Consider the following 23,858-nt stretch of genomic DNA (forward strand, 5'->3'; position numbering starts at 1 on the left):
TAACGTTTCAGCGGGCTTTTTACGAGGAATTCTTGGTGCCGACGGCGAGACTCGAACTCGCACAGCTTTCGCCACTACCCCCTCAAGATAGCGTGTCTACCAATTTCACCACGTCGGCATTCACCAATTTCCTGACGTCGCCATAGGCATTGCCAGAAAGTCGAGCATTCTAGCACGAATTGAACGAACGACGGAAGCGGCCCCAAATACTCCAACTGCGCCGCGTCCATCCTCCCGATCCCGCCGCCCCAAAGAAAAAGGCCGGCATCCGCCGGCCTTCCTCTGGATCTGCCCGAACTTACTTGGCAGGCGTTTCGGCCGGCTTCTGGCCGGCAGCCGGCGCGGCAGGCGCCGGTGCAGCAGGCGTGGCCGGAACCGACGGCACCGATGCATCAGGCTTGGCCGGGGCGGCAGGCGCTGCCGGCACCGAACCCGGCGCCGGCGAGGCGGCACCCGGAACCGACGAACCGCCAGCGGCGGGCGCCGCGCCCGGCACTTGGGGCACGGAACGGTCGGACGGGAAGCTCTGCATCACGCCGGAGTCCACGGCCGGGCCGCTGGTGCCCTTGTGGCTGACGTAGGCCAGGCCGGCGGTGGACGCGAAGAAGACCACGGCGGCCCACTTGGTGGCGCGCGACAGGAAGTTGGCGGCGCCGGTGGCACCGAACAGGCTGCCGGACGAACCGCTACCGAAAGCGGAACCCATGTCGGCGCCCTTGCCCTGCTGCAGCAGGACCAGAACGATGATAGCCAGCGCCGAAAAAACTTGGACGGCCAGCAGAAGTTTAAGCATCAAGGGCATTACAGACTCCGGAACGGAAACTTAGATGGCGGCAATACGCAAAAATTCTTCAGCCACAAGCGACGCGCCGCCGACCAGGGCTCCGTCGATATCCGTCATGGCGAACAAACTGGCGGCGTTGGCAGCTTTGACGCTGCCGCCGTACAAAACCTGCACCTGGGCCGCGCCCAGCGCGCGCAAGGCGGCGCGAATGGCGGCGTGGACTTCTTGCGCCTGCTCGGGGCTGGCGGTGCGGCCGGTGCCGATGGCCCAGACGGGCTCGTAGGCCAGGACCATGCGCGACACGGCGTCGGCGCCCAGCGCCAGCACGGGCTTCAACTGGCGTTCGATGACGGCCAGGGTGTTGCCGGCTTCGCGGTCGGCCAGCGACTCGCCCACGCAGACCACGGGGGTCAGGCCGGCGGCCAGCGCGGCTTGCGCCTTGGCGGCCACGATTTCATCGGTTTCACCGTGCAGCACGCGGCGCTCGGAATGGCCGGCCAATGCCCAGCGGCAACCGAATTCTTTCAGCATCGCACCGGAGACTTCGCCGGTGTAGGCACCCTTTTCGTGCGCGCTGACATCTTGCGCGCCCCAGGACACGTTGCTTCCGGTCAGGGCCGAACCGGCTTGCGCCAGATAAGGAAACGGAACACAGATGCCGATGTCGCAGTGGCTCGCGGCATCCGCGGCGCGCAGCTCGGTCAGCAACGCGGCGTTCTCGGCCAGGTTGCCGTGCATCTTCCAGTTGCCCAACACGAGGCGGGCGCGGTTTTCGACTGAAGTCATGGCGCAATTGTCAGAGAGGGTGAGTCCCGGGGCATGACACGACCGCCCACGGGCCTGCCTGGAAAAAATTCCAGGCGAAACCCGAGATTGTATCCTGTTGCGCGGCGATACGCCGAACGCCGCGCGTTTCTTACATTGTCAGGATGATTTTGCCGATATTTTCGCCGCCTTCCATCATGGCGTGCGCCTTGGAGGCCTCGGCCAGGGGGAACGTGGCGTGCACGATCGGCTTGATGGCCCCTTTTTCCAGCAAGGGCCATGCGTGTTCGCGCAGGGCGCGCGCGATGGCGCCCTTGAAATCAACCGACCGGGGACGCAGGGTGGACCCCGTGATGGTCAGGCGACGACGCATGACCTGAGACGTGTCCACATCGGCGCGCGCGCCGCCCAGTTGGGCGATGATCACGATGCGGCCGTCATCCGCCAGGCATTGCATGTCGCGGGCGATATAGTCGCCTGCCACCATGTCCAGAATGACGTCCACGCCGCGCCCGCTGGTGGCGTCCATGACTTCCTTCACGAAGTCCTGCGTCTTGTAGTTGATGCCCTTTTCGGCGCCCAGCGCTTCGACGGCGCGGGCGCGGTCGTCGCTGCCGACCGTCGCGTAGACCTTGTTGCCCATCGCGCGGGCCAGCTGGATGGCCGTGGTGCCGATGCCGCTGGCGCCGCCATGCACCAGCAGGATTTCGCCGTCGGACAGGCGGCCGCGGTCGAACACGTTGCTCCAGACGGTGAAATACGTTTCCGGCAAGCCGGCCGCTTCGATGTCGGACAGTCCCTTGGGGATGGGCAGGCATTGCGCCACGGGCGCAACGCAGTATTCAGCGTAACCGCCGCCCGCCACCAGGGCGCAGACCTTGTCGCCCACCGCAAAGCCGCTGCCAGCCAGGTCGCCACCCACGATTTCGCCGGCCACTTCCAGACCCGGCAGGTCGGAGGCGCCACGCGGAGGGGCGTAGTTGCCCTTGCGCTGGAATACGTCGGGGCGGTTGATGCCCGCAGCGCTGACTTTGATCAAAACTTCACCCGCGCCGGCTTCGGGCGTGGAGCGTTCTACGGGGACCAGGACCTCGGGGCCGCCGGGGCGGGAGATTTCTACAGCGTGCATCGCGTGCCTCCTTTGCAGCAAATGGATTATTATTGCGCCCTTTACGGCATATCGCGTTGCCGTTCGGGCAGAATGTTTGCCTGACGGCCGAATCGCCGTGCTGCGCGCGCAAGTCGACCCGACGCGCTCGCAAGACACATCAGCAGACCCCGGAAGCGTGGCAGAGTGGTCGATTGCACCGGTCTTGAAAACCGGCAACGGGCAACCGTTCGTGAGTTCGAATCTCACCGCTTCCGCCAAATACCCTTGGCAATCGCAAGGCCCCGGCCGCCCCGCGCATGTAGCGGGCACGCCGCGCGCGCCGACGCCCCCCTCTTTTCCCCCTCTACACCCACGACGACGCCCCTCTCGCTTGCCTGCGGCCGTCCGGGCCGGGCCAAGGGTGATCCCTGCTATTTGCGGGCCGCCTTTTTCTATATACTGAATGATACTTATTCCTATTTTTTAAGATCTTCAGTTCATGGGAAAGCACTCCGCCCATTCCGCCTTGGCTTCCCTATACGTGAACTATCGCCCTTGGCTGGTGGATCGCCTGCGGTTTCGGCTGCGCAACCAGGCGGACGCTGAAGATCTGGCGTCCGACACGTTTCTGCAGGCCGCCGTCAGCCGCGAGCCCGTGGCCTCGATTGTCGAACCCAAGGCGTACCTCTCCACCATCGCCCGCCGGCTGCTGTTCCATTTCTGGCGCCGCCGCGAACTGGAACAGGCGTATCTGCAATGGCTGGCCCTGCATGCCGACGACATGGCGCCGTCGCCCGAAGCCGTCGCGCTGGGCGTTGAAATGCTGATGCGGGTGGATGCGGTGCTGCATGGCCTGCCGCCCGCGGCGCGCGCCGTGTTTCTCTATAGCCAATTGGACGGATTGAGCTACGACGAAATCGGCCGGCGCATGGGCTTGTCGGCGCGAACCGTGCAGCGGCACATGGCGATGGCGCTTGAACGTTGCATGCGCGTGCGCCGCGAGGGACACGCATGACGCCCGAGATCGATCGCCAGGCCGTGCAATGGATGCTGCGCCTGACCGCCGGGGACGCCGATGCGGCCGAACAGCTTCGGTTCCAGCAATGGCGGCAGGCGGACCCCGCGCATGCCCAAGCCTGGACCACCCTGCAGGAAAGCGTGGCGGGGCCGCTTCAAGCGCTGCGCGCGCTGGGCGCGACCCAAACGCCGGATTCCGCCGGCGCGGCATTGCGCGGCATGCTGGTCCGAGGCCCGTCACGGCGCCAGTTCCTGGGCAAGACCCTGGCGTTGACGGGCGCTGCCGTGGGCGCTAGCTGGTTGGGTGCGCAGCAATGGCAACAGCGCGGCGACCTGGTCACCGGCACCGCCGAACGCCGCACGCTTGCGCTGGACGACGGCAGCCAGTTGCAGCTGAATGCGGACAGCCGGATCCGGCTGGAATTCACCAGCGCGGTGCGGCGGGTTCGATTACTGCACGGCGCATTGATCGCCGCGGTGGCGCCGGATGAAGCGCGCCCGTTCGGGGTCAGCACGGACGACGGCACGGCGTGGGCGCTGGGCACCCGCTACATGGTGCAGAAGGAAAGCGGCCACAGCGTGGCGGCCGTGCTTGAGCATACGGTGCGGGTACGCACGCGCAACGGCGCGACGGAGCAACTGGCGCAGGGGCAGGCGGCGGCCTATGGCGCCGCTGGCATCCGCCGGCTGGAAGGCTCCCCCGCCAACGCACTGGCGGCCTGGGAGGCGGGCCGGATCGACGTGCTGGACGCGTCGCTGGAAGAAGTTGCCTCGGCCTTGCGCCCCTACATGCGGGCCACGCTGCACGTGTCCGACGCGGCGGGCCGGCTGCGGGTGCAGGGCGTGTTCTCGCTGGATCGGCCCGATGAAGCCTGGGCCGCGCTGGCGGCGACCTTGCCGCTGCGCATCGACCATTACGGCGGCTTGCTGACGTGGGTGGACCGGGCCTGAGGCCCGCGCCGCGCGGCTTTTACGATTTTTTTGTCCGGTTTTTTGGCGCCGATACACCTCTGGGTAGGAATTCGAGAAATCAGCAACCCGGAGTTGTACGTCATGCATCCTTTGTATCGGGCCGGCCTAGCGGTCGCCGTCGCCGTGGTTTCCCCTGCCGCCTTCGCGCAATCGGCGCCCACCAGCCAGCAATACGAGATTCCCGCCGGACCGCTGGCGGTCGCCCTGAACCGCATCGCGGCGCAGAACAACCGCGTGCTGTCGGTGGATCCGGCCATGGTGCGCAATATCAACGCGCCGGCGCTTAGCGGCAGCTACACGTTGAACGACGCGCTGGGCCGCGTCACGGCGGGATCCGGCCTGGAGGCCGTCACCCTGCCCGGCGGCGCGCTGACCGTGCGCCCCGCGCCCCAGTCGGCCGTGGCGACGCTGGCGCCGATCAACGTCACCGCCAACGCGGAAACCGCGTGGAGCCCCGTGTCCGGCTACGTGGCCAAGCGCAGCGCCACGGGCACCAAGACCGACACGGCGATCCTGGAAACGCCGCAGTCGATTTCCGTGGTCACCGCCGACCGCATCAGCGCCATAGGCGCCACCACGCTAAGGGATGCCCTGGGCTATACGCCTGGCGTGGCGATCACGACGTACGGCGCCGACTCCCGGTACGACTGGATCGCGATCCGTGGCTTTGACGCGTACTCGCCGGGCTTCTACCTGGATGGCATGCCACTGCGCAACAACGGCAACTGGGGAATCTGGCAGACCGAGAACTACGGCGCCGAACGGATCGAAGTCCTGCGCGGGCCCTCTTCCGTGCTGTACGGGCAGACCGGCCCCGGCGGCCTGGTCAACGTCGTCAGCAAGCGGCCGACCGAAGAGCCCCTGCATGAATTGCAGGCGCAGTTGGGCGACCATTCGCGGCGTCAGCTGGCAGGCGACTTCTCCGGCCCGGTGGATGAAGACGGCAAATGGCTCTACCGCATCACCGCGATGGGGCTGGATTCCGAGATGCCGGAACACGGCATCTCGAACGACCGCCTGTACATCGCACCGTCGCTGACATGGCGGCCGTCAGCGGATACGTCATTGACGCTGCTGTCACAGTATGGCCGCAAGGACGGCGGCACCTACACCCGGGCGCGCCCCGCGGCAGGATCTTTGGTGCGCACGCCTGCCGGCACGCATATCCCCAGTGACCTTTTCGTGGGTGAACCCGACTACGACTCGTTTGACCAGACACAATGGATGGTCGGCTACCTGTTCGAACACCGCGTCAATGACGCCGTGACCCTGCGCCAGAACGCGCGCTACGGCAAGCTACGGGTCGACTACGCGGCGGTGCAGTCGCTGGGGTATCTGCCCGTCAACGACAACCCGTCGGACCCGGCCAATTACCAAACCTTGCGCCGCAGCGTATCCGGCAGCAAGGAGAACATTTCCAGCTTCACCATCGACAACCAGGCGCAGACGGATCTGCGCTTCGGCGATTGGCAGCATCGGCTGCTGCTGGGCGTGGATTACCAGCGCACGGCCATCGACCAGGTCAGTTTCAATGGCGGCTACGCGCCGCCGCTCTCCATCTACGATCCCGTCTATGGCCGCGGCGGCATCGAACGGCCCCGGCCCTGGATGGATGCCGACATCACCGTGGCGCAAACCGGTGTGTACCTGCAAGACCAGATCAAGTGGAACGACCGGTGGGTGCTGACCTTGGGCGGCCGGTACGACGATGTGTCAGGCAAGATGCGCAACCGCCAGGACGGCACCACCACGCGCTTTCCCGACCATCAGTTCACCGGCCGCGCCGGCCTGGTCTACGTGGATCCGGCGGGCTGGGCGCCGTACCTGAGCTATTCGGAATCGTTCTCTCCCACCGTCACCATCGACCCGGTCAGCGGCACGCCCTTCAAGCCGGAAACCGGCAAGCAATACGAAGCCGGCGTGCGCTATCAACCGGTCGGACGCTCGGACAGCTACAGCGCCGCGATCTTCGAGCTGCGGCGCAAGAACTACATCACCTACGACAGCCAATCGATGCCCAGCCAGAAGGGCGAAGTGCTGGTGCGCGGGCTGGAGCTTGAGGCCACCTTCCAGCCGCTACCGCGTTTGAATGTCGTCGCGGCCTATACCTGGACGCCGAAGGCCGATGTGGTCGAAAGCAGCAACCCCGCAGAGGTCGGCAAGCAGGCGACCGCCGTGCCCAAGCATCGCGCGTCGCTCTGGCTGGACTACCGGTTCGAATCCGCCGTCAAGGTCGGCATCGGCGCCCGCTACACCGGGTCGAATTTCGGCGATGGCGAAGCCGCGCCGGTCAAGGTGCCGTCGTTCCTGCTGTTCGACGCGATGATCGGCTACCAGATCAAGAACTGGACCCTGGCGCTGAACGCCCGCAACCTGACCAACAAGACCTACATCGCCAACTGCGGCTATGGCAACTGCTACTACGGCGACCAGCGTACCGTCGTGGGCACGGCGACGTACCGCTGGTAAAGGCCCGGCGGGGCGCCGGCCCGGGTTTCGGGGGCAGCGCTTGATCGGCGTCAGACGCCGTCCCGCGCGCGCCTTCCGGGCCGTGCGGGGCGGGCGTAGTATGAGGCTGTTGTTTTCGCCCGCGTGGCGGCCATGACCGCGCCGCCCTCTCCATCCCAGGAGGTTGCCATGTACAAGCACATTCTCATCCCCATCGACGGATCCAGCCTGGCCAACACCGGCCTGGAACAAGGGTTGGGCCTGGCCCGCGCGCTAGGGGCCAGCGTCACCGTGGTGACGGCCTATGGCAGCTTCCACATGCCCTCGATGGAAACCGTGCAGCTGGAAGGCGTGCGCAAAACGTATGAACATCAGGCCCAGGAGCTGGCCGCCTCGTACCTGGCGGAAGCCGCCGCCCGCGCCAAGGCCATGGATGTGCCGTGCACGACGGAAATGCGCGAAAGCGACACGCCGTATCAGGTCATCATCGACATCGCCTTGACGCAAGGCTGCGATCTGATCGCAATGACTTCGCATGGCCGCAGCGGCATGGCCGCACTGCTGCTGGGCAGCCAGACGCAAAAGGTGCTGGCGCACTCCACGGTGCCGGTGCTGGTGTACCGCTAACGCACGGCGCGGCGTTACGCCACGGCCGCCGCGGCCGCCGCGTGGAAGGTCTTGGGGATACCTGCCGCGGCCACGCCGCTGCGCAAGGTCTCTTGCGGCAAGGCGTCGGCCAGCAAGGCGCGCGCGGCCAACAACCGGGCAAGGTCCACGCCGGTCCGGTAGCCCATGCTTTCCAGCATGAACACCAGGTCTTCGGTGACGATGTTGCCCGAGGCGCCCGGAGCAAACGGGCAACCTCCCAGCCCGCCCAGGCAGGAATCGAAACTGCGGATGCCTTCGTTCAGGCCAGCCAGCGCGTTCGCCAGGCCCAGGCCCATGGTGTCGTGCAGGTGCAGCTTGGTCAGCAGGCTGCCCACGGCGTCCTGCGTAGCGCGCACCACGTCGCTCACCTGCGCGGGGTGCGCATAGCCCACCGTGTCGGCCAGCGCGATCTCATCGACGCCAGTGCGCGCCACCGCCGCGGCTACCAACGCCACGCGCCGCACGGCGACATCGCCTTCCATCGAACAACCGAACGCCGTGGCGACCGCCGCATCGATGCGCATGGGGCGCGGCTGCGATCGCACCCAGTCCACAATGGACGCCATCATCTCCACTTGCGCGTCGGTACCCTTGCCCACGTTGGCGTGGCTATGCGTGTCGCTGACCGAAATCGGAAACGACAGCACGTGCGCGCCCGCCTCGTAGGCGGCAATGGCGCCCTTCAGGTTGCAGGCCAGCGCACACACGGTCAGGCCGTCTATCTGCAGGACGTCGGGCAGGATGGCGCCCGTATCCGCCATCTGCGGCACCAGCCGCGGCGATACGAAGCTGCCCACCTCGATCTCGCGCAAGCCCGCCTGCGCCAGCTGGCGGATCCAGCGCAGCTTGTCGGCCGCCCGCATCATGCCCTTGGCCATTTGCAGCCCGTCGCGCGGGCCCACCTCGCAAAGCCTGACTTCCTGATCCATATGCCCTCCTGTCGTGTACGCCGGCCTGTGTCCCGGACTATTGCTGCACCACAATGCCCGCGCTCTTGATGGTCTGCTGTGCCTTGCCGATGTCCGACTGGATCAGCGCGGCGAACTGGGCGCTGGAGACCGGTGCCGTTTCCAGCCCCTGCGACGCCAGCGCTTCCTGCACGTCCTTGCGCGCCAGCAGCTTGTTGAAATCGGTGTTCAGCCGCGCCACGATGTCGGCCGGCGTCTTGGCCGGCGCCAGCACGCCGTAGTAGGTCACCACGCTGAAATCCTTGTAGCCAAGCTCGGCCACGGTCGGCACGTCCGGCAAGGCGGGATTGCGCTTGGGCGAGGTCACGGCAAGCGCACGCACCTTGCCCGCCTTGATGAGCGACGCCGCTGAAGAGATCGACGACCCGGCAAACTGCAGATGCCCGCCCATCAGGTCAGCCAGGGCGGGAGCCGACCCCTTGTACGGCACGTGCTGCATCTTGAAACCGGCCTCATGCTGCAGCATTTCCATGGCGATGTGCACGCCGCCGCCGGTGCCCGACGTGCCGTAGGAAATCTTGTTGGGTTCCTTCCTGGCGGCCTCGATCACTTCGGGAAGGGTCTTGTAGGGCGACGCCTCCGCCACCAGCAGCACCATCGGCGTGGTGGCCACCAGCGCCACGGGCACCAGGTCCTTGACCGGGTCGTAGGCCACCTTCATCAGTAGCGGAATCAAGGTGACGTTGTCGGATTGGCCGATCACCAGGTCATACCCTTGCGCGGGCGCGCGCGCTGCTTCGGCCAGGCCCAGCGCCGTGCCGGCGCCAGGCTTGTTCTCTGGCACCACCGCCCAGCCGTTCAGCTCATGCAGCTTGTTGCTCATCAGCCGGCCGATGTAGTCGGTGCCCCCGCCCGGGGTGGACGGGATGATGATGCGGATGGGCTTGTTGGGATAGTCCTGCGCGTGCACCGTGCAGGCGGCGGCCAACGCGGCCATCGCAATCAGTTTTCGAATCATGGGGTCTCCTCTTTGATGAATGTCTTGGCGGTCTGACGCCGCCTCGACAGGGCGTTGGCGCTACGGCCGGGTCATGCGATGACTCCCGCCGCGCGCAGCGCATCGATGCGCGCCGCATCCAGGCCCAGGCCTTGCAGAATGGCGTGGGTCTGGCCGCCTTGCACCGGCGGATCACAACGCTTGCCGGCCTTGCGCCCATCGAACTCGATGGGTAGCGCGGCCGTGGATATTTCACTTCCGTCGGGCAGCAGGGTCTTGAGCAGCGCGCCCCCGGCGTTCAGGTGCGCGTCGTCCAGCAGATCGTGCGGCTGGCGGATCGGTCCATAAGAAAGGTTGGCGTCCTCCAGCGCCTGGCACAGCGCATCGGTCTTCCAGGTTTTCAGGATCTCGGCCACGCCGGGCACCAGCCAGGACCTTGCGGCCTCGCGGTCGACGGCGGTGGCCAGGCGCGGGTCTGCGGCCCATTCCGGCGGCAGGAATTTCTGCGCGAAATTTCGCCACTGCGCGTCGCCCACCACCGCGACGAACACGCGGCCGTCCGCCGTTTCGAATACGTCGTACACGCCCCATGGCGGTTTGCGCTCCGCGCCCATGGGCTTGGGCGCCGTGCCGGTCAATTGGTATTGCGCGATGAACTGCGCCACCAGCAGCAGGTTGTTCTCGAACAGGCCCGAGCGCACATGACGGCCGCGGCCGGTGGCATGGCGGTCGTGCAGCGCGGCCAGCGCGCCCACCACGCCGAAGGTGCCGCCCAGGATGTCGTTGACCGATGCCGCCACGCGCTGCGGCGTATCGGCGCCGCCATTGATGTAGGCCAGTCCGCCCATCATCTGTACAACCTCATCCAGCGCCGTGCGATGTTTGTACGGGCCGGACAGAAACCCCTTCAGCGACACATAGATCAACCCCGGGTTGTCGGCAGACAAGGATTCATAGTCCAGCCCGTACTGGGCCAGGCTGCCGTCGCGGAAGTTCTCCACCACCATGTCGCTCCGCAGGGCCAGCTGGCGCACCACGTCCTGCCCTTCGGGCGACTTCAGGTCGATCGCCAGGCTTTGCTTGTTGCGGTTGAACACGGGGAAATAACCGCTGCCCGACCCTTTCAGGCGGCGCGTGCGGTCGCCGTCGATGGGTTCCACCTTGATCACGTCGGCACCCAGATCCGCCAGCGACAGGCCGGCGGCCGGCCCCATGATCATGTGGGACAGTTCCAGGACCTTGATGCCCCGCAAGGGCAATTCGGAACTCTCCATGAAGGGTGAAGCCGGTGCTGCGCTCATCAACGTTTCCTCTCGCGTGCCGGATGGTCGGATGCAGGTCGGCAACGTCGGAAAACCGCCTTGCCGCCCCGCGGATGCGCCCATCATCGCGGGGCAGCGGGCAGAGCGGGTAGCGGTCTTTCAGCATGGGGGCATTCTCGTTTCGGAACGTCCGGGTTTGCCCCTAGCTCTCGCCCGCCGGCAGCACGCTCAAGTGGGCCAGCAAGGCCCGCGCGGCGGGCGACAAGGCATCCGGATCCCGCACGGCAATACAGATCGGCGTGCTGGACCACGGGCCGGTCAACGGCACGAAACGGATGTCCAGGTGCGACAGGCGCGCCTTCAGGTACTGGGGCACCACCGCCACGCCCATGCCGCGCGCGACCAGCATGCAGATGGTTTCGTGCGAACTGACGCGCGCACTGATGCGACGCGTCAGGCCCGCGTCTTTGGCCGCCTGCTCGAAGACGCTGCTGATGCCGTTGTCGCGGTTCAGCTCGATCTGTTCGAAAGGCAGCAGTTGGGCGTAATCCAATGCGTCGCGGTCCGCCAGCAGGTGCTGGCCCGGCACCACGGCGGCCAGCTCGCAATGACCGCAGGCGAATACCTGCAAGCCGTCATGACCGAAGTCCGATCCCGCCGCTACGTCGGCATGTCCGTCCAGCACGGCGCGGAACGCTGCTTGCGTCGTGTCTTCCTCCAGCGAGATGTCGATTTGCGGATACGCCTGGCGAAACGACTGGATCTGCGCAGGCAGATCGCCCGACAAGGCGGCCACGCTGACGGCCAGCCGGATGTGCCCGCGCACGCCGGTCGCAAAGCCCGCCATCTCGCGATGCATGCGGTCCATGTCCTGCAGCAGCCGGCGCGCATGGGTCGCCAGTGCATTGCCGGCCGGCGTGGGCTGCACGCCCTTGACGCCTCGCTCCAGCAGCGGCACGCCAAAGGCGTCTTCCATTTCCGACATGCGCTTGCTGACGGCGGACGGCACGATGTTCTCGCGGGCGGCGGCGCGCGCCAGACTCCCCTCCTCCAGCGCCGACAAGAACAATCGGAGCGAAACGGGGTCGATGTCGCGGGCGGCGGGAGATGCGGGCAGGGCGGGCTTCATGGCACGAAGTGTCCTGCTTTGCCTGCTGCCGCAGGGATCGGGGTTTTCCCGCAGACAGGACCTGGGTATGATCCGCAGTCCGGCCGCGCGACGCGGCCTTCGTTTCGCGGATCACGCTTTCATGCAATGCCCACGCTGTAACTGGCAGAACCCGGCCTCCAATACCCTTTGCTTCAGTTGCCAAACACCGTTGCCAGTCAAAACGGCTGCGGCTGCGGCCACGCCCGCGCCCACGCAGGCCCGCGCCAAACGGGCCGCCCCGGCGCAGGACGCGCCCGTGTTCCCCAGCATCTGGGTCCGGCTTGGCGCAACCGTCATCGACGGCCTGTTCATGGTGGCGGCGATCCTCACCCTGATCTGGGCGGCCTCGCTGACCTATGAAGGGTTGACCGGCCAGCCCCACCCCGTGCTGCTGTCGGTGTTGGCGGGGCTGATCGGCTGGCTGCTGCCCGCCTTCATGGACGCCTGGGCAAACGGGTCCCCCGGCAAACGCCTGCTGAAGTTGCGCGTCGTGAACCGAAAGGCCCAAGCGCCCGGTCTGCTGCGGTCGATATGGCGCCACACGCTGAAGTACACGCTCAACCTTGCGCTGCCGGGCCTGTTCCACCACATCCAGCAAGCCATCTTTGGTGAACGGTCGATGCACAACGCCCTGGCCGGCACGCACGTCGTCGCCAGCCGGGCGCATCCGCGCGCGGTGCAGTCGGCGGTCGCCAAGACGCCCGCGGTCACCGGCACAGGCAAATTCCTGTTCTTCGTGTTCGGCGTGCTGGCGCTGGTGCTGGGTGGCGTGGTGATCGGCGTCGGCGTGATGAGCCAGGACGATGGCGACAATCCCTTGCACGCGGACGTCCGCCGGTTCGACCTCGTGTCGGACCCCATCCGCATGCTGGTCGAGAACCACTACCGCAGCAAGAAGGCCTTCCCCGCGACGATGGCCGACATCGGCATGACCCAGGAATCGCTACAGAACAGCGGATTCTCCAAGCTGGAGTTCAATCCCGTCAACGGCGTGATGCGGCTGACGATCGCTGGCGAGCCTCGCACTGACGGGTTCCCCACGCTGGCCGGCAAACACTTGATGTACCTGCCGGAACTGCGCGCGGAAAAGAAAGGCGGCGGCATCCGCCGCTGGCAATGCGGCAGCGACGACATCGCCCGCGCCGATCGTCCCTACAGCTGCCGCCACGACACCGGCGCCTTTGTGCGCTAGCCCCTTGAATACGGAACGCCTTGCATGTCGAGTCTGATCGAAGCCATCCACCGCGCCGATGACGGCCATGACCACGCGCAGATGCTTGCCTTGTGCGAACGAGGCGTGCGCGAACAGCCCGGTTCCGCCGAAATGTGGGCCCTGCGCGCCCGCTATCACGACAAGCGCGGCGCCCACGCCCTGCGCGATGCCGACCTGGCCCGGTCGCTGTCATTGGACCCGCAGTGCAGCGACGCCCTGTGCGTACGCGCCACCGCGCTCTATGACGCGGGCGAACAGCAGGAGGCCTGGCGCATCGTGCGCGAAGGCCGCCAGCGCGCGCCCTCGCACTTCGGCTTGATGATGTCCGAAGCCTATCTGCTGATCAACGACCGCCGCCTGGATGCCGCCATCGAATGCTGGACCCGCGCCTCGCAATTGCGGCCGTCCGCCGCTGCGCCGCATTGCTATATCGGTTCCAACCTGCATAACGCTGGCCGCTACCAGGACGCGCTGCCCTACCATCAGCGCGCCGTCGCGCTGGCGCCCAATAACGGCGGGTTCCTGTACGACGCGGGCAACAACTACCGCCGCCTGGGCGACCTGAAGAACGCTATCGCGATGTTCGACCGCGCCCGCGCGATCCTGGGCGAGGAAAACGCCATCCAGCACAACCGGGCCTCGTGCCTGCAAGCGCTGGAGCGCCATGAAGACGCGGTAGAGGAATGGACCAGCCTGCTGCGCCGCGAGCCCGATTGGGATTGGCCGCTGGAAGGCAAGGCGCGGTCCCTGCACCGGCTGGGCCGCGCGGACGAAGCCGCGCCGCTGTGGCGGCATCTGGACGCGCTGTCGGACTCCGGCTGGGAAGGCCGCAAGGAACAGGCCCGCGAATTCGTGCGTAGCGGCGACCCCGAACTGGCCGAAAAGGCCTTGCAAGGGCTGGACCCGATGGAAAGCGGCGACGCCCAATTGCTGTTCGTGGCGGGCAACGCCCAGCGTGACCAGCGCAACTGGGAGCAAGCGTTGGCCTATTACCTGCGCGGCTACGAGATCGCGCCCGACAACGATTTCCTGCCCGGCAACGCCGCGGACATGCTGACCCGCCTGGAACGTTACGACGAAGCCCTGCCTCTGTCGGAAGTGGCGATTTCCCTGGACCCCGACTGGCTGAAATGGCGCCGGGTGCGCATCGACGCCCTGACGAACCTGGGCCGCGGCGCCGAAGCCGTGGCCGATGCCGATCGCGCTCTTGTGACGTGGCCGGACAGCGGCCCGCTGCACGCCGAACGCATCAACGCGTTGAATGCGGCCAAGCAGTATGAAGAAGCCCTGGCCGCGTGCGACCGCCTGGTCGGGCTGGATCCCGACTACCGCAGCTGGGCTCTCTTTTCACGGGGAGAAATCTACGGCCACTTGAAGCGCCATGCCGAATCGGCCATGGCTTTCCGCCAGGCCGCCGCCTCGTACCAGCAGAACGGCAAAGCCAATTACCAGGACCTGTCGCTGCGCCGGGCCCAGGCCGCGGAAGAGGCCGCTGCCTCGCCGCGCGGGTTCCTGGGCCGCTTGTTCGGCCGGAAATAGGCGTTAAGCGGGGGCGTGCTTACCCGGATTTCCCCGGGGTGGGCCAATGCCCCTGCGCCCAAGATGGTATAGTCACGCCCGCTGCCGGCCCTGCATGGGCCGCGCAACGCCCGAGTGGTGAAATTGGTAGACACAAGGGACTTAAACTAATTTGAGCCCTTTGGAGGAAACTCCAAAGGTGTAGCCCGTCAAATTCGGCGAACGCCCTGGACCTGTTCCGAGCCAACGCCGAGCCAAGCCCCGGTTGAAAAACCGGGGAAGGTGTAGAGAGCAGACGGCGGGCACCTAAGGCCGCAAGGCTATGGTGAAGGCGTGCTCCAGACCACGAACAGCGTTTTCGCGCTGGCGGCGAAAGCCGAAGTGGTAAGAAAATCCCTCGGCCGCAAGGCCGTACCGGTTCGATTCCGGTCTCGGGCACCACTATTCTTGCCGTTAAAAGGCCTTGGCCTTTCACCCTCCCCCATCTTGACCGCTCCCGCCGCTCCTGCCCCTTTTATCGTCCTGGACGCCTGCGTGCTGATGTCCGGCATCCTGCGCCGGCTATTGCTGCGCCTGGCCGAAGCCGGCGTGTTCATTCCGGTCTGGACGGAGCGCATCGGCGAGGAGTGGCGCCGCAACGCCTCGCGCATCTGGGACATTCCGCCGGAAGTGCTGGCCGAGTTCTGGGCCGACATGAACGCGCGCTTTCCCCAGGCCAACGAAGCCGACACGCAGGTCTATGAAGCGTCGCTGCGCTACAGCGACCCGAAAGACTTCCATGTGATTGCCGCGGGCTTGGCCCGGCGCGCGCGCTGCGGCCTGCAACAGCCGCCCGTCGTGCAGATCGCCACCTGGAACCTGAAGGATTTCAATCGGTCGGAATTGCGCCGTCAGGGGCTGGATGTGTACAACCCGGACCGCATGCTGCTGCAATGGTGGCAAGGCAACGCCGAGCGCATGCGCGAAGCCATCGCCCAGATCCCCGCCGACTACGTCGCGCTGGGCCGCGAGCCCGAGCCGCTGTCCACGACCTTGCATCGTGAACGCCTGTATGGCTTTAAAAGCCTGGTGGCGCGCGACATGGACAACAAAGCGGGCTGAAAAGCGCGCAAAAAAAGGGCCTGGCCGGCTTGCGCCGCACCAGACCCGGAGCCAAGCTTGTTCCCCGTGGTCAGCCGACCTCGACGAACGTTTCTTCGCGCTTCTTGCGCAGCGCCGGCAACATCACCAACACCAGCAGAATGGCGGCCAGCGCCAGCAACGTGGCGGATAGCGGGCGCGTGACGAAGGTGCTGAATTCCCCTCGCGACAACAACAGCGCCCGGCGGAAGTTCTCTTCCATCATCGGGCCCAGCACCAGCCCCAACAATAGCGGCGCGCCTTCGCAGCCCAACTTGCTCCAGACATACCCAATGACGCCGAAGATAGCGAACATGAAGATGTCGAACACGTTGTAGTTAAGCGAATACACCCCGATCGTGCAGAACACCAGGATCGCCGGGAACAGCATGCGGTAGGGAACGCGCAGCAACTTCACCCAGATGCCGATCAGCGGCAGGTTCAAAATCACCAGCATCAGGTTGCCGATCCACATCGACGCGATCAAGCCCCAGAACAGCTCGGGGTGGCTCGTCATCACTTGCGGGCCAGGCTGGATGTTGTGGATCGTCATCGCGCCCACCATCAAGGCCATGACGGCATTGCCCGGGATACCCAGCGTCAGCAGCGGGATGAACGAGGTTTGCGCGCCCGCGTTGTTGGCGGATTCCGGGCCCGCCAGGCCGGCCGGATGCCCCTTGCCGAAACGCTCGGGTTGCTTCGACAGCTTCTTTTCAAGCGTGTACGAGGCGAACGCCGACAGCACGGAACCGCCGCCCGGCAAGATGCCCAGCGCCGAACCCAGGGCGGTGCCCCGGACGATGGCGGGCGCCGCTTCACGGAATTCCTGCCGGCTGGGGTACAGGGAACCTACCTTGTCGGTAATCTCGACCCGGTTCTCTTTTTGCTCCAGGTTTGCCATGATTTCAGACAGCCCGAAAACGCCCATCGCGACGATGGCGAAGTCGATACCGTCCTGCAATTCCGGGATGCTGAAATCGTAGCGGGCAACGCCCGAATTGACGTCGGTGCCGACCATGCCCAGCAGCAGCCCCAGCAAGATCATGCAGATGGCCTTGGGCAGCGACCCCGAAGCCAGCACGACAGCGCCGATCAGGCCCAGGGCCATCAACGAAAAGTACTCGGCGGGTCCGAACGCAAACGCCACTTCCGCCAGGGGCGGCGCGAACGCTGCGATCAACACGGTGGCGACGCTGCCCGCGAAGAATGACCCGATGGCGGCAAGCGACAAGGCCGCGCCGGCCCGGCCGTTGCGCGCCATCTGGTGACCATCCAGCACCGTCACCACGGCGGACGTTTCGCCCGGCAGGTTCACCAGAATGGCCGTCGTCGAGCCGCCATACTGGGTGCCGTAATAAATGCCCGCCAGCATGATCAAGCCGGCCGTGGGCGGCAGCACATACGTGATCGGAAGCAGCATCGCGATGGTGGGCACCGGGCCCAGGCCCGGCAACACACCAACCAGCGTGCCCAGCAGGCAGCCCAGGAATGCATAGCTGAGGTTTTCCGGCGTGAACGCCACGGAGAAACCCAGCATCAGGTTTTGCATTAGTTCCATTGCGGTCTCCTAGTTGGCGAATGCGCTGGGCCACAGGGGAAAAATCAGGCCCAGGCCGCGTATGAACGCAAGGTAGGAGAACGCCACGAGGAACAGGCCGTTGGCAACGGCGACTTTCCAGTTGAATTCGTGGCTGGCGAGACTGCTGATGAGCACCAGCAGGAAAACTGAAAGGTAAAGCCCCAGGTGTTGAAGCGCGAAACCGTACAACACCACTGACCCCACCACCAGGAAGAGGATGCGGAAATCGTAACGGCTGATGGTGGTTGTCTGGGCGTTCTTTGCCAGTGCGCTGATCAGCACGACCGCGCCCATCAGCGCCAGCACGATGCCCAGCCAGAACGGGAAATATCCCGGTCCCATGCGGGCCGCGCTTCCCATGGAATATTCGGTGGCCTGCGCGGAAAAGGCCCCTCCTAAAGCAATAAACATGGCTCCGGACCAAAAGTCCTGTCTGTTTCTAATCAAGCTGCGGTCTCCCTGGTCTGACGCGCCGAACAATCACTGGAAACAACGGCGCGTGCTTATAGCGACGCCTTTCCGCGCTGAACGAATGACAGGCGGAAAAGCGAAGTGGGAGATGCTAAATCGCATGACGACATATCGAATATCCGGAAGAACCATAACTTTTTTCGGGATATCCCTAAGCCAAATAGTGGACAGTTTTTTCTCGATTGGCCGCGATGGCGGCTTTCAAATACCCTTCAACTTCCTTTCAACGCAGGCACCGTGCGGATGTTCGCGATGGCAAAAAAAGTTCCAGGGGCGGCGCAGAAATTTTTCTGCCGCGCACGCGCCACACAAATTTTTTTCGACGACAGCCAACGGAAACGGGCAGCCCAAAGTGAAAACGCCCGCAAGATGCGGGCGTTCGGGATCAAGGTACGGTTGCGGTCAAGTCGGCATCAAGCCGCTGCTGCCGTCAATGGTCATGATTGCTGGCCGCGAAGCCCGCAGCGTTCAGGATGTCGATCACTTCCAGGATGTGCTCCGGCCCGCGCGTCTGCAAGACGAAGTCCACCTCGACGTTGCGCACCGGCAATGACGTGAAGGCACGCTGGTGATGCACTTCGGTGATGTTGGCCTGCGCATCGGCGATCAGCTTGGTGGCGTGGGCCAATGCGCCCGGCAGGTCGCGCAAGTCCACGCGGATGCGGGCCAGGCGCCCGGCGCGCACCATGCCGCGTTCGATCAGTTCGCCCAGCATCAGCGGGTCGATGTTGCCGCCCGTCAGCACCAGTCCGATGCGCTTGCCCTTGAAGCGGTCGCTGCCCGCCTCCTGCGCGCGCAGCAGCGCGGCCAGGCCAGCCGCCCCCGCGCCTTCCACCACGGTCTTCTCGATTTCCAGCAGCACGACGATGGCGTGCTCGATATCGCTTTCACTGACCAGTTCGATCTGATCGACCAACCGGCTGACGATCGGCTGGGTCAGCGCGCCCGGCGACTTCACGGCGATGCCTTCGGCAATGGTGTACAGACCCTGCGGCATGGATACGCCCTTGACGGCGGCGTACATCGACGGAAAGCGTTCGGTCTGCACGCCCACGATCTCGATACCGGGCTTCAAGGCCTTGGCGGCCGTGGCGACGCCCGAAATCAGGCCACCACCGCCGATGGCGATCACCAGCGTGTCCAATTGGGGCTGGTCTTCCAGCATTTCCAGCGCAACCGTGCCTTGTCCCGAAATGACGGCTTCATCGTCATAGGGGTGGATCATGATCAGGCCGCGCGCTTGCGCCAGCTCGTAGCCATGGGCCTTGGCATCGTCGAAAGTATCGCCAGCCAGCACGACCTCGGCGCCAAAGCGCCGGGTGTTGGCCACTTTGACCGTGGGGGTGAAACGCGGCATCACGATCACGGCCGGCACGCCCATGCGCTGCGCATGGTAGGCCACGCCCTGGGCATGGTTGCCGGCCGACACGGCGATCACGCCCTTGGCGCGCTCGTCCTCCGACAGGGTCAGCATGCGGTTCAACGCGCCGCGTTCCTTGAACGACGCCGTGAATTGCAGGTTCTCGAACTTCAGCCAGATCTCGGCGCCGAAGATGTCGGACAGCGTGCGCGACAGGGTAAAGGGGGTCTTCAGCACCTGGCCGCGCAAGTTTTCGCGGGCGGTCTGGATAGAGGCGATATCGATCACGATGGGTAGATCCTGTTAGCGCACGGGCAGGAAATTGAATAGCAGCAGGCCCTGCGCGTAGTTGATTCCGATGCGCCGCGAATTCTCGCCCAGCAAGTTGGCGATCAAGTCCAGCCGGCCGATGATGGCGCCGAACTCGCGCTCGAAGCTCAGGTTCGTGGCGTTGGGGGACATTTCATTGGCCAGCAATAGCAGCTCGCCTTGATTGTTGCGGCGCGATGCCAGCAACCAGGCGGCGGCCTCGACATTCCGTGCGGCATTGTAGACCCGCTGGCCGTCCAGCGCGTCGGTGGCGTACAGCCGGGTCTTGCCGTTGTGGGCCGCGATGATGGTGTCGGCCATGCCGTAGATGAAGGCGCCGACGCGGTCGCCGGTGTAGTTGGGGTCAAGGGAGACGGCCAGAATCTGGATGTCGCGCAGGCCGGCAAGATCGCTGGGCGGAATGCGGACTTCAATCGCGTGCTTGACCCGGTTGACGGCCTCTTTCTGGTCCGCCACGCCGGTCTTGCGCCATTCGCGGGGATTGCGGCGGTAGAGCTTGTCCAGCAGCGAATACAGGCTGGACAGGTTGTCGCGCACTTCCAGTGTGACGGTACGGTTGAAGTCGGTCTGGCCGAATTGATCGGCGGACATGCCTTCGCTATTGGGTCCGCGCTGGCCCGGCCCCGGACCGCTCATGCAGCCGGCCAGCAGCACGGTAAGCAGCACCGCGGCGGTGGCGCCCCCCGGCCCTCCCGTCATACTAGGCTCATCCGATTCCCCCTTTCTCGCGCAAGACTTTACAGCAAGGTCGGCGAAGTTGGGAGACGTCGGCGGGTTGAAGTCGCAAGAAGATGAATCAGTGGCGGGCCCGGATTTTTGTGTGGTGCAATAAAAAAACGGCGCCTTGCGGCGCCGTTCTTCGTTCAATCAGCCTGCCAGCTTATTCAGCTTGCGGTTCCGACTGAGGGGCGGCTTCCGGCGCGGCAGCGGGCTGCTGCGCTTCGATGCCACCGATTGCCTTGATGGACAGGCGCAGGCGGCCCTTGTCGTCGGCCTCGATGACCTTGACACGGACTTGCTGGCCGACCTTCAGCACATCGTTGATGTTCGCGATGCGGTAGTTGGCGATTTCCGAGATGTGCAGCAGGCCATCACGGCCCGGCAGCACTTGCACGATGGCGCCGAAGTCCAGCAGGCGCAGGACCGAACCTTCGTAGATCTGGCCCACTTCGACGTCAGCCGTCAGTTCGACGATGCGGCGCTGGGCTTCTTTGGCCTGCCCTTCGTCGACGCTGGCGATCACAATCGTGCCGTCGTCAGAGATGTCGATCTGCGTGCCGGTTTCTTCGGTCAGCGCGCGGATGGTGGCGCCGCCCTTGCCGATCACGTCACGGATCTTCTCGGGGTTGATCTTGATGGTCAGCATGCGCGGGGCGAAAGCCGAGAGCTCGCCGCGCGAACCGTCCAGCGCTTCCTTCATCTTGGTCAGGATGTGCAGGCGGCCTTCGCGGGCTTGCGCCAGCGCCACTTGCATGATTTCCTTCGTGATGCCCTGGATCTTGATGTCCATCTGCAGTGCGGTGACGCCGTTTTCGGTGCCCGCGACCTTGAAGTCCATGTCGCCCAGGTGATCTTCGTCACCCAGAATGTCGGTCAGCACGGCGAACTTGCCGCCGTCCAGGATCAGGCCCATGGCCACACCAGCCACGTGATCCTTGACCGGCACGCCGGCGTCCATCATGGCCAGCGAGCCGCCGCAGACCGAAGCCATCGACGACGAGCCGTTGGACTCGGTGATTTCCGACACGATGCGGATCGTGTACTGGAAGTCTTCCGGTGCCGGCAGCAGCGGGATCAGCGAGCGCTTGGCCAGACGGCCGTGGCCGATTTCGCGGCGCTTGGGCACACCGATGCGGCCCGTTTCGCCGGTGGCGAACGGAGGCATGTTGTAGTGCATCATGAAGCGGTCGCGGTATTCACCCATGAGCGCGTCGATGATCTGTTCGTCTTGCTTGGTGCCCAGCGTGGCAACGACCAGCGCTTGCGTTTCACCACGGGTGAACAGCGCGCTGCCGTGTGCGCGGGGCAGCACGCCCAGACGCACGCTGATGGGGCGCACGGTGCGGGTGTCGCGACCGTCGATACGCGGTTCGCCGTTCAGGATCTGACCGCGAACGATGGCCGATTCCAGCGAGAACATGATGTTGTCGACGGTCACGGCGTCGGGCACGGACTCGCCCTTTTCAGCAGCGGCGGCAGCCAGCTTGGCCGACACCTCGGCCGACACTTCGCGCAGCTTGGCGGTGCGGGCCTGCTTTTCGCGGATCTGGTAGGCGGCGTTCAGGCCTTCCTGGGCAGCCGAGGTCACGGCGGCGATCAGGGCTTCGTCCTTGGCGGGCGCTTGCCAATCCCAGTCGGGCTTGCCAGCGTCCTTCACCAGTTCGTGAATGGCGTTGATGACAGCCTGCATTTGCTCGTGGCCGAAGACCACGCCGCCCAGCATGATTTCTTCGGACAGCTGTTGGGCTTCCGATTCAACCATCAGCACGGCGTTTTCGGTACCGGCAACCACCAGGTCCAGCTTCGACGACTTCAGCTGCGAAGCGGTCGGGTTCAGGGCGTACTGGCCGTCGATGTAGCCCACGCGCGCGGCGCCGATCGGGCCGTTGAACGGGATACCCGAAATGGCCAGCGCGGCCGAAGCGCCGATCATGGCGGCGATGTCGGGGTCAATCTCGGGATTGACCGACAGCGTGTGGATGACCACCTGGACTTCGTTGTAGAAGTCTTCGGGGAACAGCGGACGCAGCGGACGGTCGATCAGGCGCGAGGTCAGCGTTTCCTTTTCGGACGGCTTGCCTTCACGCTTGAAGAACCCACCCGGAATACGGCCGGCAGCGTAGGTCTTCTCGATGTAGTCGACGGTCAGCGGGAAAAACGTTTGACCCGGCTTGGCCTTCTTGGAAGCCACGACAGTGGCCAGGACGACGGTGTCCTCGATCGACACCACAACGGCGCCGGAGGCCTGGCGAGCGATTTCGCCAGTTTCCAGGACGACCGTATGCTGGCCGTATTGGAACGATTTTGTCACTTTGTTGAACATGACGATTATTCCTTACAAATGAAAAACCGTGGCCGTCGCGACAATACGTCGCACCGACCACGGTTATTGCGTCATGGGGAGCCAGCCCCGTCGATCACTTACGCAGACCGAGTTTTTCGATCAGAGCGCGGTACGAATCGGGATTGCGGCCCTTGAGATAGTCGAGCAGCTTGCGGCGACGGCTGACCATACGCAGCAGACCGCGGCGCGAGTGATGGTCCTTCATGTGTTCTTTGAAGTGACCAGTCAGTTCGTTGATACGGGCGGTGAGCAGAGCCACCTGAACTTCGGGGGAGCCGGTATCGCCTTGAGCGCGTTGGAACTGCGCAACGATATCGGATTTCTTGATGTCAGCTACAGACATTGATGACCTCTTCGGACATGCGACAGGGCCGAGGTGCCCTGACGTGGTTTGGAAAAAATTTGCGTAAATCCCGGCGATAAGCGTTTTTGCTTTCTCACTGCTGCTTCAATAGCTGCGAAGTGCCCCTTTGGAGCCCCCCTGCAGCCGGACTGCCGGCGCAAAGCATCTTGCAAAATCAATACACTTGATAAAGCTCGATGATTATAGCTGATTCGCTAGAATTACCCCAGAGACGGTTTCGGCCCCGCCGGCAGAGGCCGGTGGCCGCCCCGTGCGGCGCCCCTGAGGAGCAAATATATGTCTAAATATTACAACACAACCCGTATCGCCCTCGCCTCGCTGGCGCTGGCGGGGCTTGCCGCATGCGCCAATCTGGCCCAGGTGCCGCCTGGCACCCCCTACGCCGAAGTCCTGACGCAATTCGGCCAGCCCAACTTTGAATGCCCGCAGGCGGGTGGCGGGCGCCGCGTGATCTGGACGCAACAGCCCATGGGCCAGTACGCCTGGGGCACCAATGTCGGCACCGACGGCCGCGTGGGACAAGTGCTGCCCCTGCTGACCGACGCCCATTTCAAAGTGCTGGAGACCGGCGACTGGGGCCCCGACCGCGTGCGCTGCGAGTTCGGCCCGCCCGCCCGCATCGAAGAAACCGGCCTGGGCGAGAAACGCGAAGTCGTGTGGTCGTACCGCTACAAGGAAAACGGCGTCTGGAATTCGCTGATGTACGTTTACATGAGCCGCGACGGCAGCAAGCTGACGCACTTCCACCCCGGCCCCGACCCCATGTACGACGACGAAAAATTCATGTGGCGCTAACGCC

Annotated in this window: 22 protein-coding genes and 2 tRNA genes; 9 read left to right on the forward strand and 15 right to left on the reverse strand. The window is 65.0% G+C overall.

Annotated features, from left to right (window positions below; genetic code table 11):
• Positions 1-33: 33 nt before the first annotated feature.
• From ACE039_RS22010 to ACE039_RS22025, 4 genes are all read right to left on the reverse strand, one after another.
• A tRNA-Leu gene (locus tag ACE039_RS22010) sits at positions 34-118 on the reverse strand.
• A 180-nt stretch (positions 119-298) separates the two neighbouring features.
• Positions 299-802, reverse strand: coding sequence for a preprotein translocase subunit SecG (gene secG, locus ACE039_RS22015; protein ID WP_332007360.1), 504 nt, complete (start codon positions 800-802; stop codon positions 299-301).
• A 21-nt stretch (positions 803-823) separates the two neighbouring features.
• Positions 824-1,570 (reverse strand): triose-phosphate isomerase, encoded by a 747-nt coding sequence (tpiA, locus tag ACE039_RS22020; protein ID WP_105555245.1) that lies wholly within the window; start codon positions 1,568-1,570, stop codon positions 824-826.
• A 130-nt stretch (positions 1,571-1,700) separates the two neighbouring features.
• Positions 1,701-2,678 (reverse strand): NAD(P)H-quinone oxidoreductase, encoded by a 978-nt coding sequence (locus ACE039_RS22025; protein WP_310033138.1) that lies wholly within the window; start codon positions 2,676-2,678, stop codon positions 1,701-1,703.
• A 151-nt stretch (positions 2,679-2,829) separates the two neighbouring features.
• Between ACE039_RS22025 and ACE039_RS22030 the strand changes: the two genes are divergently transcribed.
• The 5 genes from ACE039_RS22030 to ACE039_RS22050 all read left to right on the forward strand — a co-directional run bounded on the left by ACE039_RS22030 (position 2,830) and on the right by ACE039_RS22050 (position 7,703).
• Positions 2,830-2,917, forward strand: a tRNA-Ser gene (locus tag ACE039_RS22030).
• A 221-nt stretch (positions 2,918-3,138) separates the two neighbouring features.
• Positions 3,139-3,654: a sigma-70 family RNA polymerase sigma factor gene (locus ACE039_RS22035; protein WP_485823323.1), complete on the forward strand. Its 516-nt coding sequence runs from the start codon at positions 3,139-3,141 to the stop codon at positions 3,652-3,654.
• Positions 3,651-4,607, forward strand: a complete 957-nt coding sequence (locus ACE039_RS22040; RefSeq protein ID WP_485823324.1) for a FecR family protein — start codon at positions 3,651-3,653, stop codon at positions 4,605-4,607. Before ACE039_RS22035 ends, ACE039_RS22040 begins: the two co-directional genes overlap by 4 nt.
• 102 nt (positions 4,608-4,709) lie before the next feature.
• Positions 4,710-7,097, forward strand: coding sequence for a TonB-dependent siderophore receptor (locus ACE039_RS22045; protein WP_485823325.1), 2,388 nt, complete (start codon positions 4,710-4,712; stop codon positions 7,095-7,097).
• A 168-nt stretch (positions 7,098-7,265) separates the two neighbouring features.
• Positions 7,266-7,703, forward strand: coding sequence for a universal stress protein (locus ACE039_RS22050; protein ID WP_485823326.1), 438 nt, complete (start codon positions 7,266-7,268; stop codon positions 7,701-7,703).
• Positions 7,704-7,717: 14 nt separating this feature from the next.
• On the opposite strand, the gene ACE039_RS22055 is transcribed toward ACE039_RS22050, so the two are convergent.
• The 4 genes from ACE039_RS22055 to ACE039_RS22070 all read right to left on the reverse strand — a co-directional run bounded on the left by ACE039_RS22055 (position 7,718) and on the right by ACE039_RS22070 (position 12,020).
• Positions 7,718-8,653, reverse strand: coding sequence for a hydroxymethylglutaryl-CoA lyase (locus tag ACE039_RS22055; RefSeq protein ID WP_485823327.1), 936 nt, complete (start codon positions 8,651-8,653; stop codon positions 7,718-7,720).
• A 37-nt stretch (positions 8,654-8,690) separates the two neighbouring features.
• Complete coding sequence (locus tag ACE039_RS22060) at positions 8,691-9,650, reverse strand: Bug family tripartite tricarboxylate transporter substrate binding protein (RefSeq protein WP_485823328.1); 960 nt, start codon at positions 9,648-9,650, stop codon at positions 8,691-8,693.
• A 71-nt stretch (positions 9,651-9,721) separates the two neighbouring features.
• Positions 9,722-10,930, reverse strand: a complete 1,209-nt coding sequence (locus ACE039_RS22065; protein WP_105555253.1) for a CaiB/BaiF CoA transferase family protein — start codon at positions 10,928-10,930, stop codon at positions 9,722-9,724.
• A 163-nt stretch (positions 10,931-11,093) separates the two neighbouring features.
• On the reverse strand, positions 11,094-12,020 hold the full coding sequence (locus tag ACE039_RS22070) for a LysR family transcriptional regulator (RefSeq protein ID WP_485823329.1): 927 nt from the start codon (positions 12,018-12,020) through the stop codon (positions 11,094-11,096).
• 277 nt (positions 12,021-12,297) lie between these two features.
• Between ACE039_RS22070 and ACE039_RS22075 the strand changes: the two genes are divergently transcribed.
• From ACE039_RS22075 to ACE039_RS22085, 3 genes are all read left to right on the forward strand, one after another.
• Positions 12,298-13,233: an RDD family protein gene (locus tag ACE039_RS22075; protein WP_485823330.1), complete on the forward strand. Its 936-nt coding sequence runs from the start codon at positions 12,298-12,300 to the stop codon at positions 13,231-13,233.
• A 24-nt stretch (positions 13,234-13,257) separates the two neighbouring features.
• Positions 13,258-14,793, forward strand: coding sequence for a tetratricopeptide repeat protein (locus ACE039_RS22080; protein ID WP_485823331.1), 1,536 nt, complete (start codon positions 13,258-13,260; stop codon positions 14,791-14,793).
• Positions 14,794-15,312: 519 nt separating this feature from the next.
• On the forward strand, positions 15,313-15,873 hold the full coding sequence (locus ACE039_RS22085) for a PIN domain-containing protein (protein ID WP_485823351.1): 561 nt from the start codon (positions 15,313-15,315) through the stop codon (positions 15,871-15,873).
• 70 nt (positions 15,874-15,943) lie between these two features.
• Here the strand turns inward: ACE039_RS22085 and ACE039_RS22090 are convergent, their stop codons facing one another.
• The 7 genes from ACE039_RS22090 to rpsO form a co-directional block, all read right to left on the reverse strand.
• Complete coding sequence (locus tag ACE039_RS22090; RefSeq protein WP_485823332.1) at positions 15,944-17,449, reverse strand: tripartite tricarboxylate transporter permease; 1,506 nt, start codon at positions 17,447-17,449, stop codon at positions 15,944-15,946.
• A 9-nt stretch (positions 17,450-17,458) separates the two neighbouring features.
• Positions 17,459-17,881: a tripartite tricarboxylate transporter TctB family protein gene (locus ACE039_RS22095; protein ID WP_105555259.1), complete on the reverse strand. Its 423-nt coding sequence runs from the start codon at positions 17,879-17,881 to the stop codon at positions 17,459-17,461.
• A gap of 272 nt (positions 17,882-18,153) precedes the next feature.
• Positions 18,154-18,330 carry a hypothetical protein gene (locus ACE039_RS22100; RefSeq protein WP_485823333.1) on the reverse strand — a complete coding sequence of 59 codons (177 nt, stop codon included), beginning with the start codon at positions 18,328-18,330 and terminating at the stop codon, positions 18,154-18,156.
• Between the two features lie 41 nt (positions 18,331-18,371).
• A complete protein-coding gene (locus tag ACE039_RS22105) occupies positions 18,372-19,589 on the reverse strand; it encodes a threonine ammonia-lyase (protein ID WP_448708208.1) in 1,218 nt (405 codons plus the stop codon).
• Between the two features lie 15 nt (positions 19,590-19,604).
• Positions 19,605-20,330 (reverse strand): hypothetical protein, encoded by a 726-nt coding sequence (locus ACE039_RS22110; protein WP_485823334.1) that lies wholly within the window; start codon positions 20,328-20,330, stop codon positions 19,605-19,607.
• A gap of 181 nt (positions 20,331-20,511) precedes the next feature.
• Positions 20,512-22,674, reverse strand: a complete 2,163-nt coding sequence (pnp, locus tag ACE039_RS22115; protein WP_416023639.1) for a polyribonucleotide nucleotidyltransferase — start codon at positions 22,672-22,674, stop codon at positions 20,512-20,514.
• Positions 22,675-22,768: 94 nt separating this feature from the next.
• A complete protein-coding gene (gene rpsO, locus ACE039_RS22120) occupies positions 22,769-23,038 on the reverse strand; it encodes a 30S ribosomal protein S15 (protein ID WP_006223612.1) in 270 nt (89 codons plus the stop codon).
• Positions 23,039-23,335: 297 nt separating this feature from the next.
• Here rpsO and ACE039_RS22125 point away from each other — a divergent pair, with 297 nt between their 5' ends.
• Positions 23,336-23,854 carry a hypothetical protein gene (locus ACE039_RS22125; protein ID WP_105555263.1) on the forward strand — a complete coding sequence of 173 codons (519 nt, stop codon included), beginning with the start codon at positions 23,336-23,338 and terminating at the stop codon, positions 23,852-23,854.
• The last annotated feature ends 4 nt before the right edge of the window (positions 23,855-23,858 follow it).

It is taken from the genome of Achromobacter maghribensis (assembly GCF_057334215.1).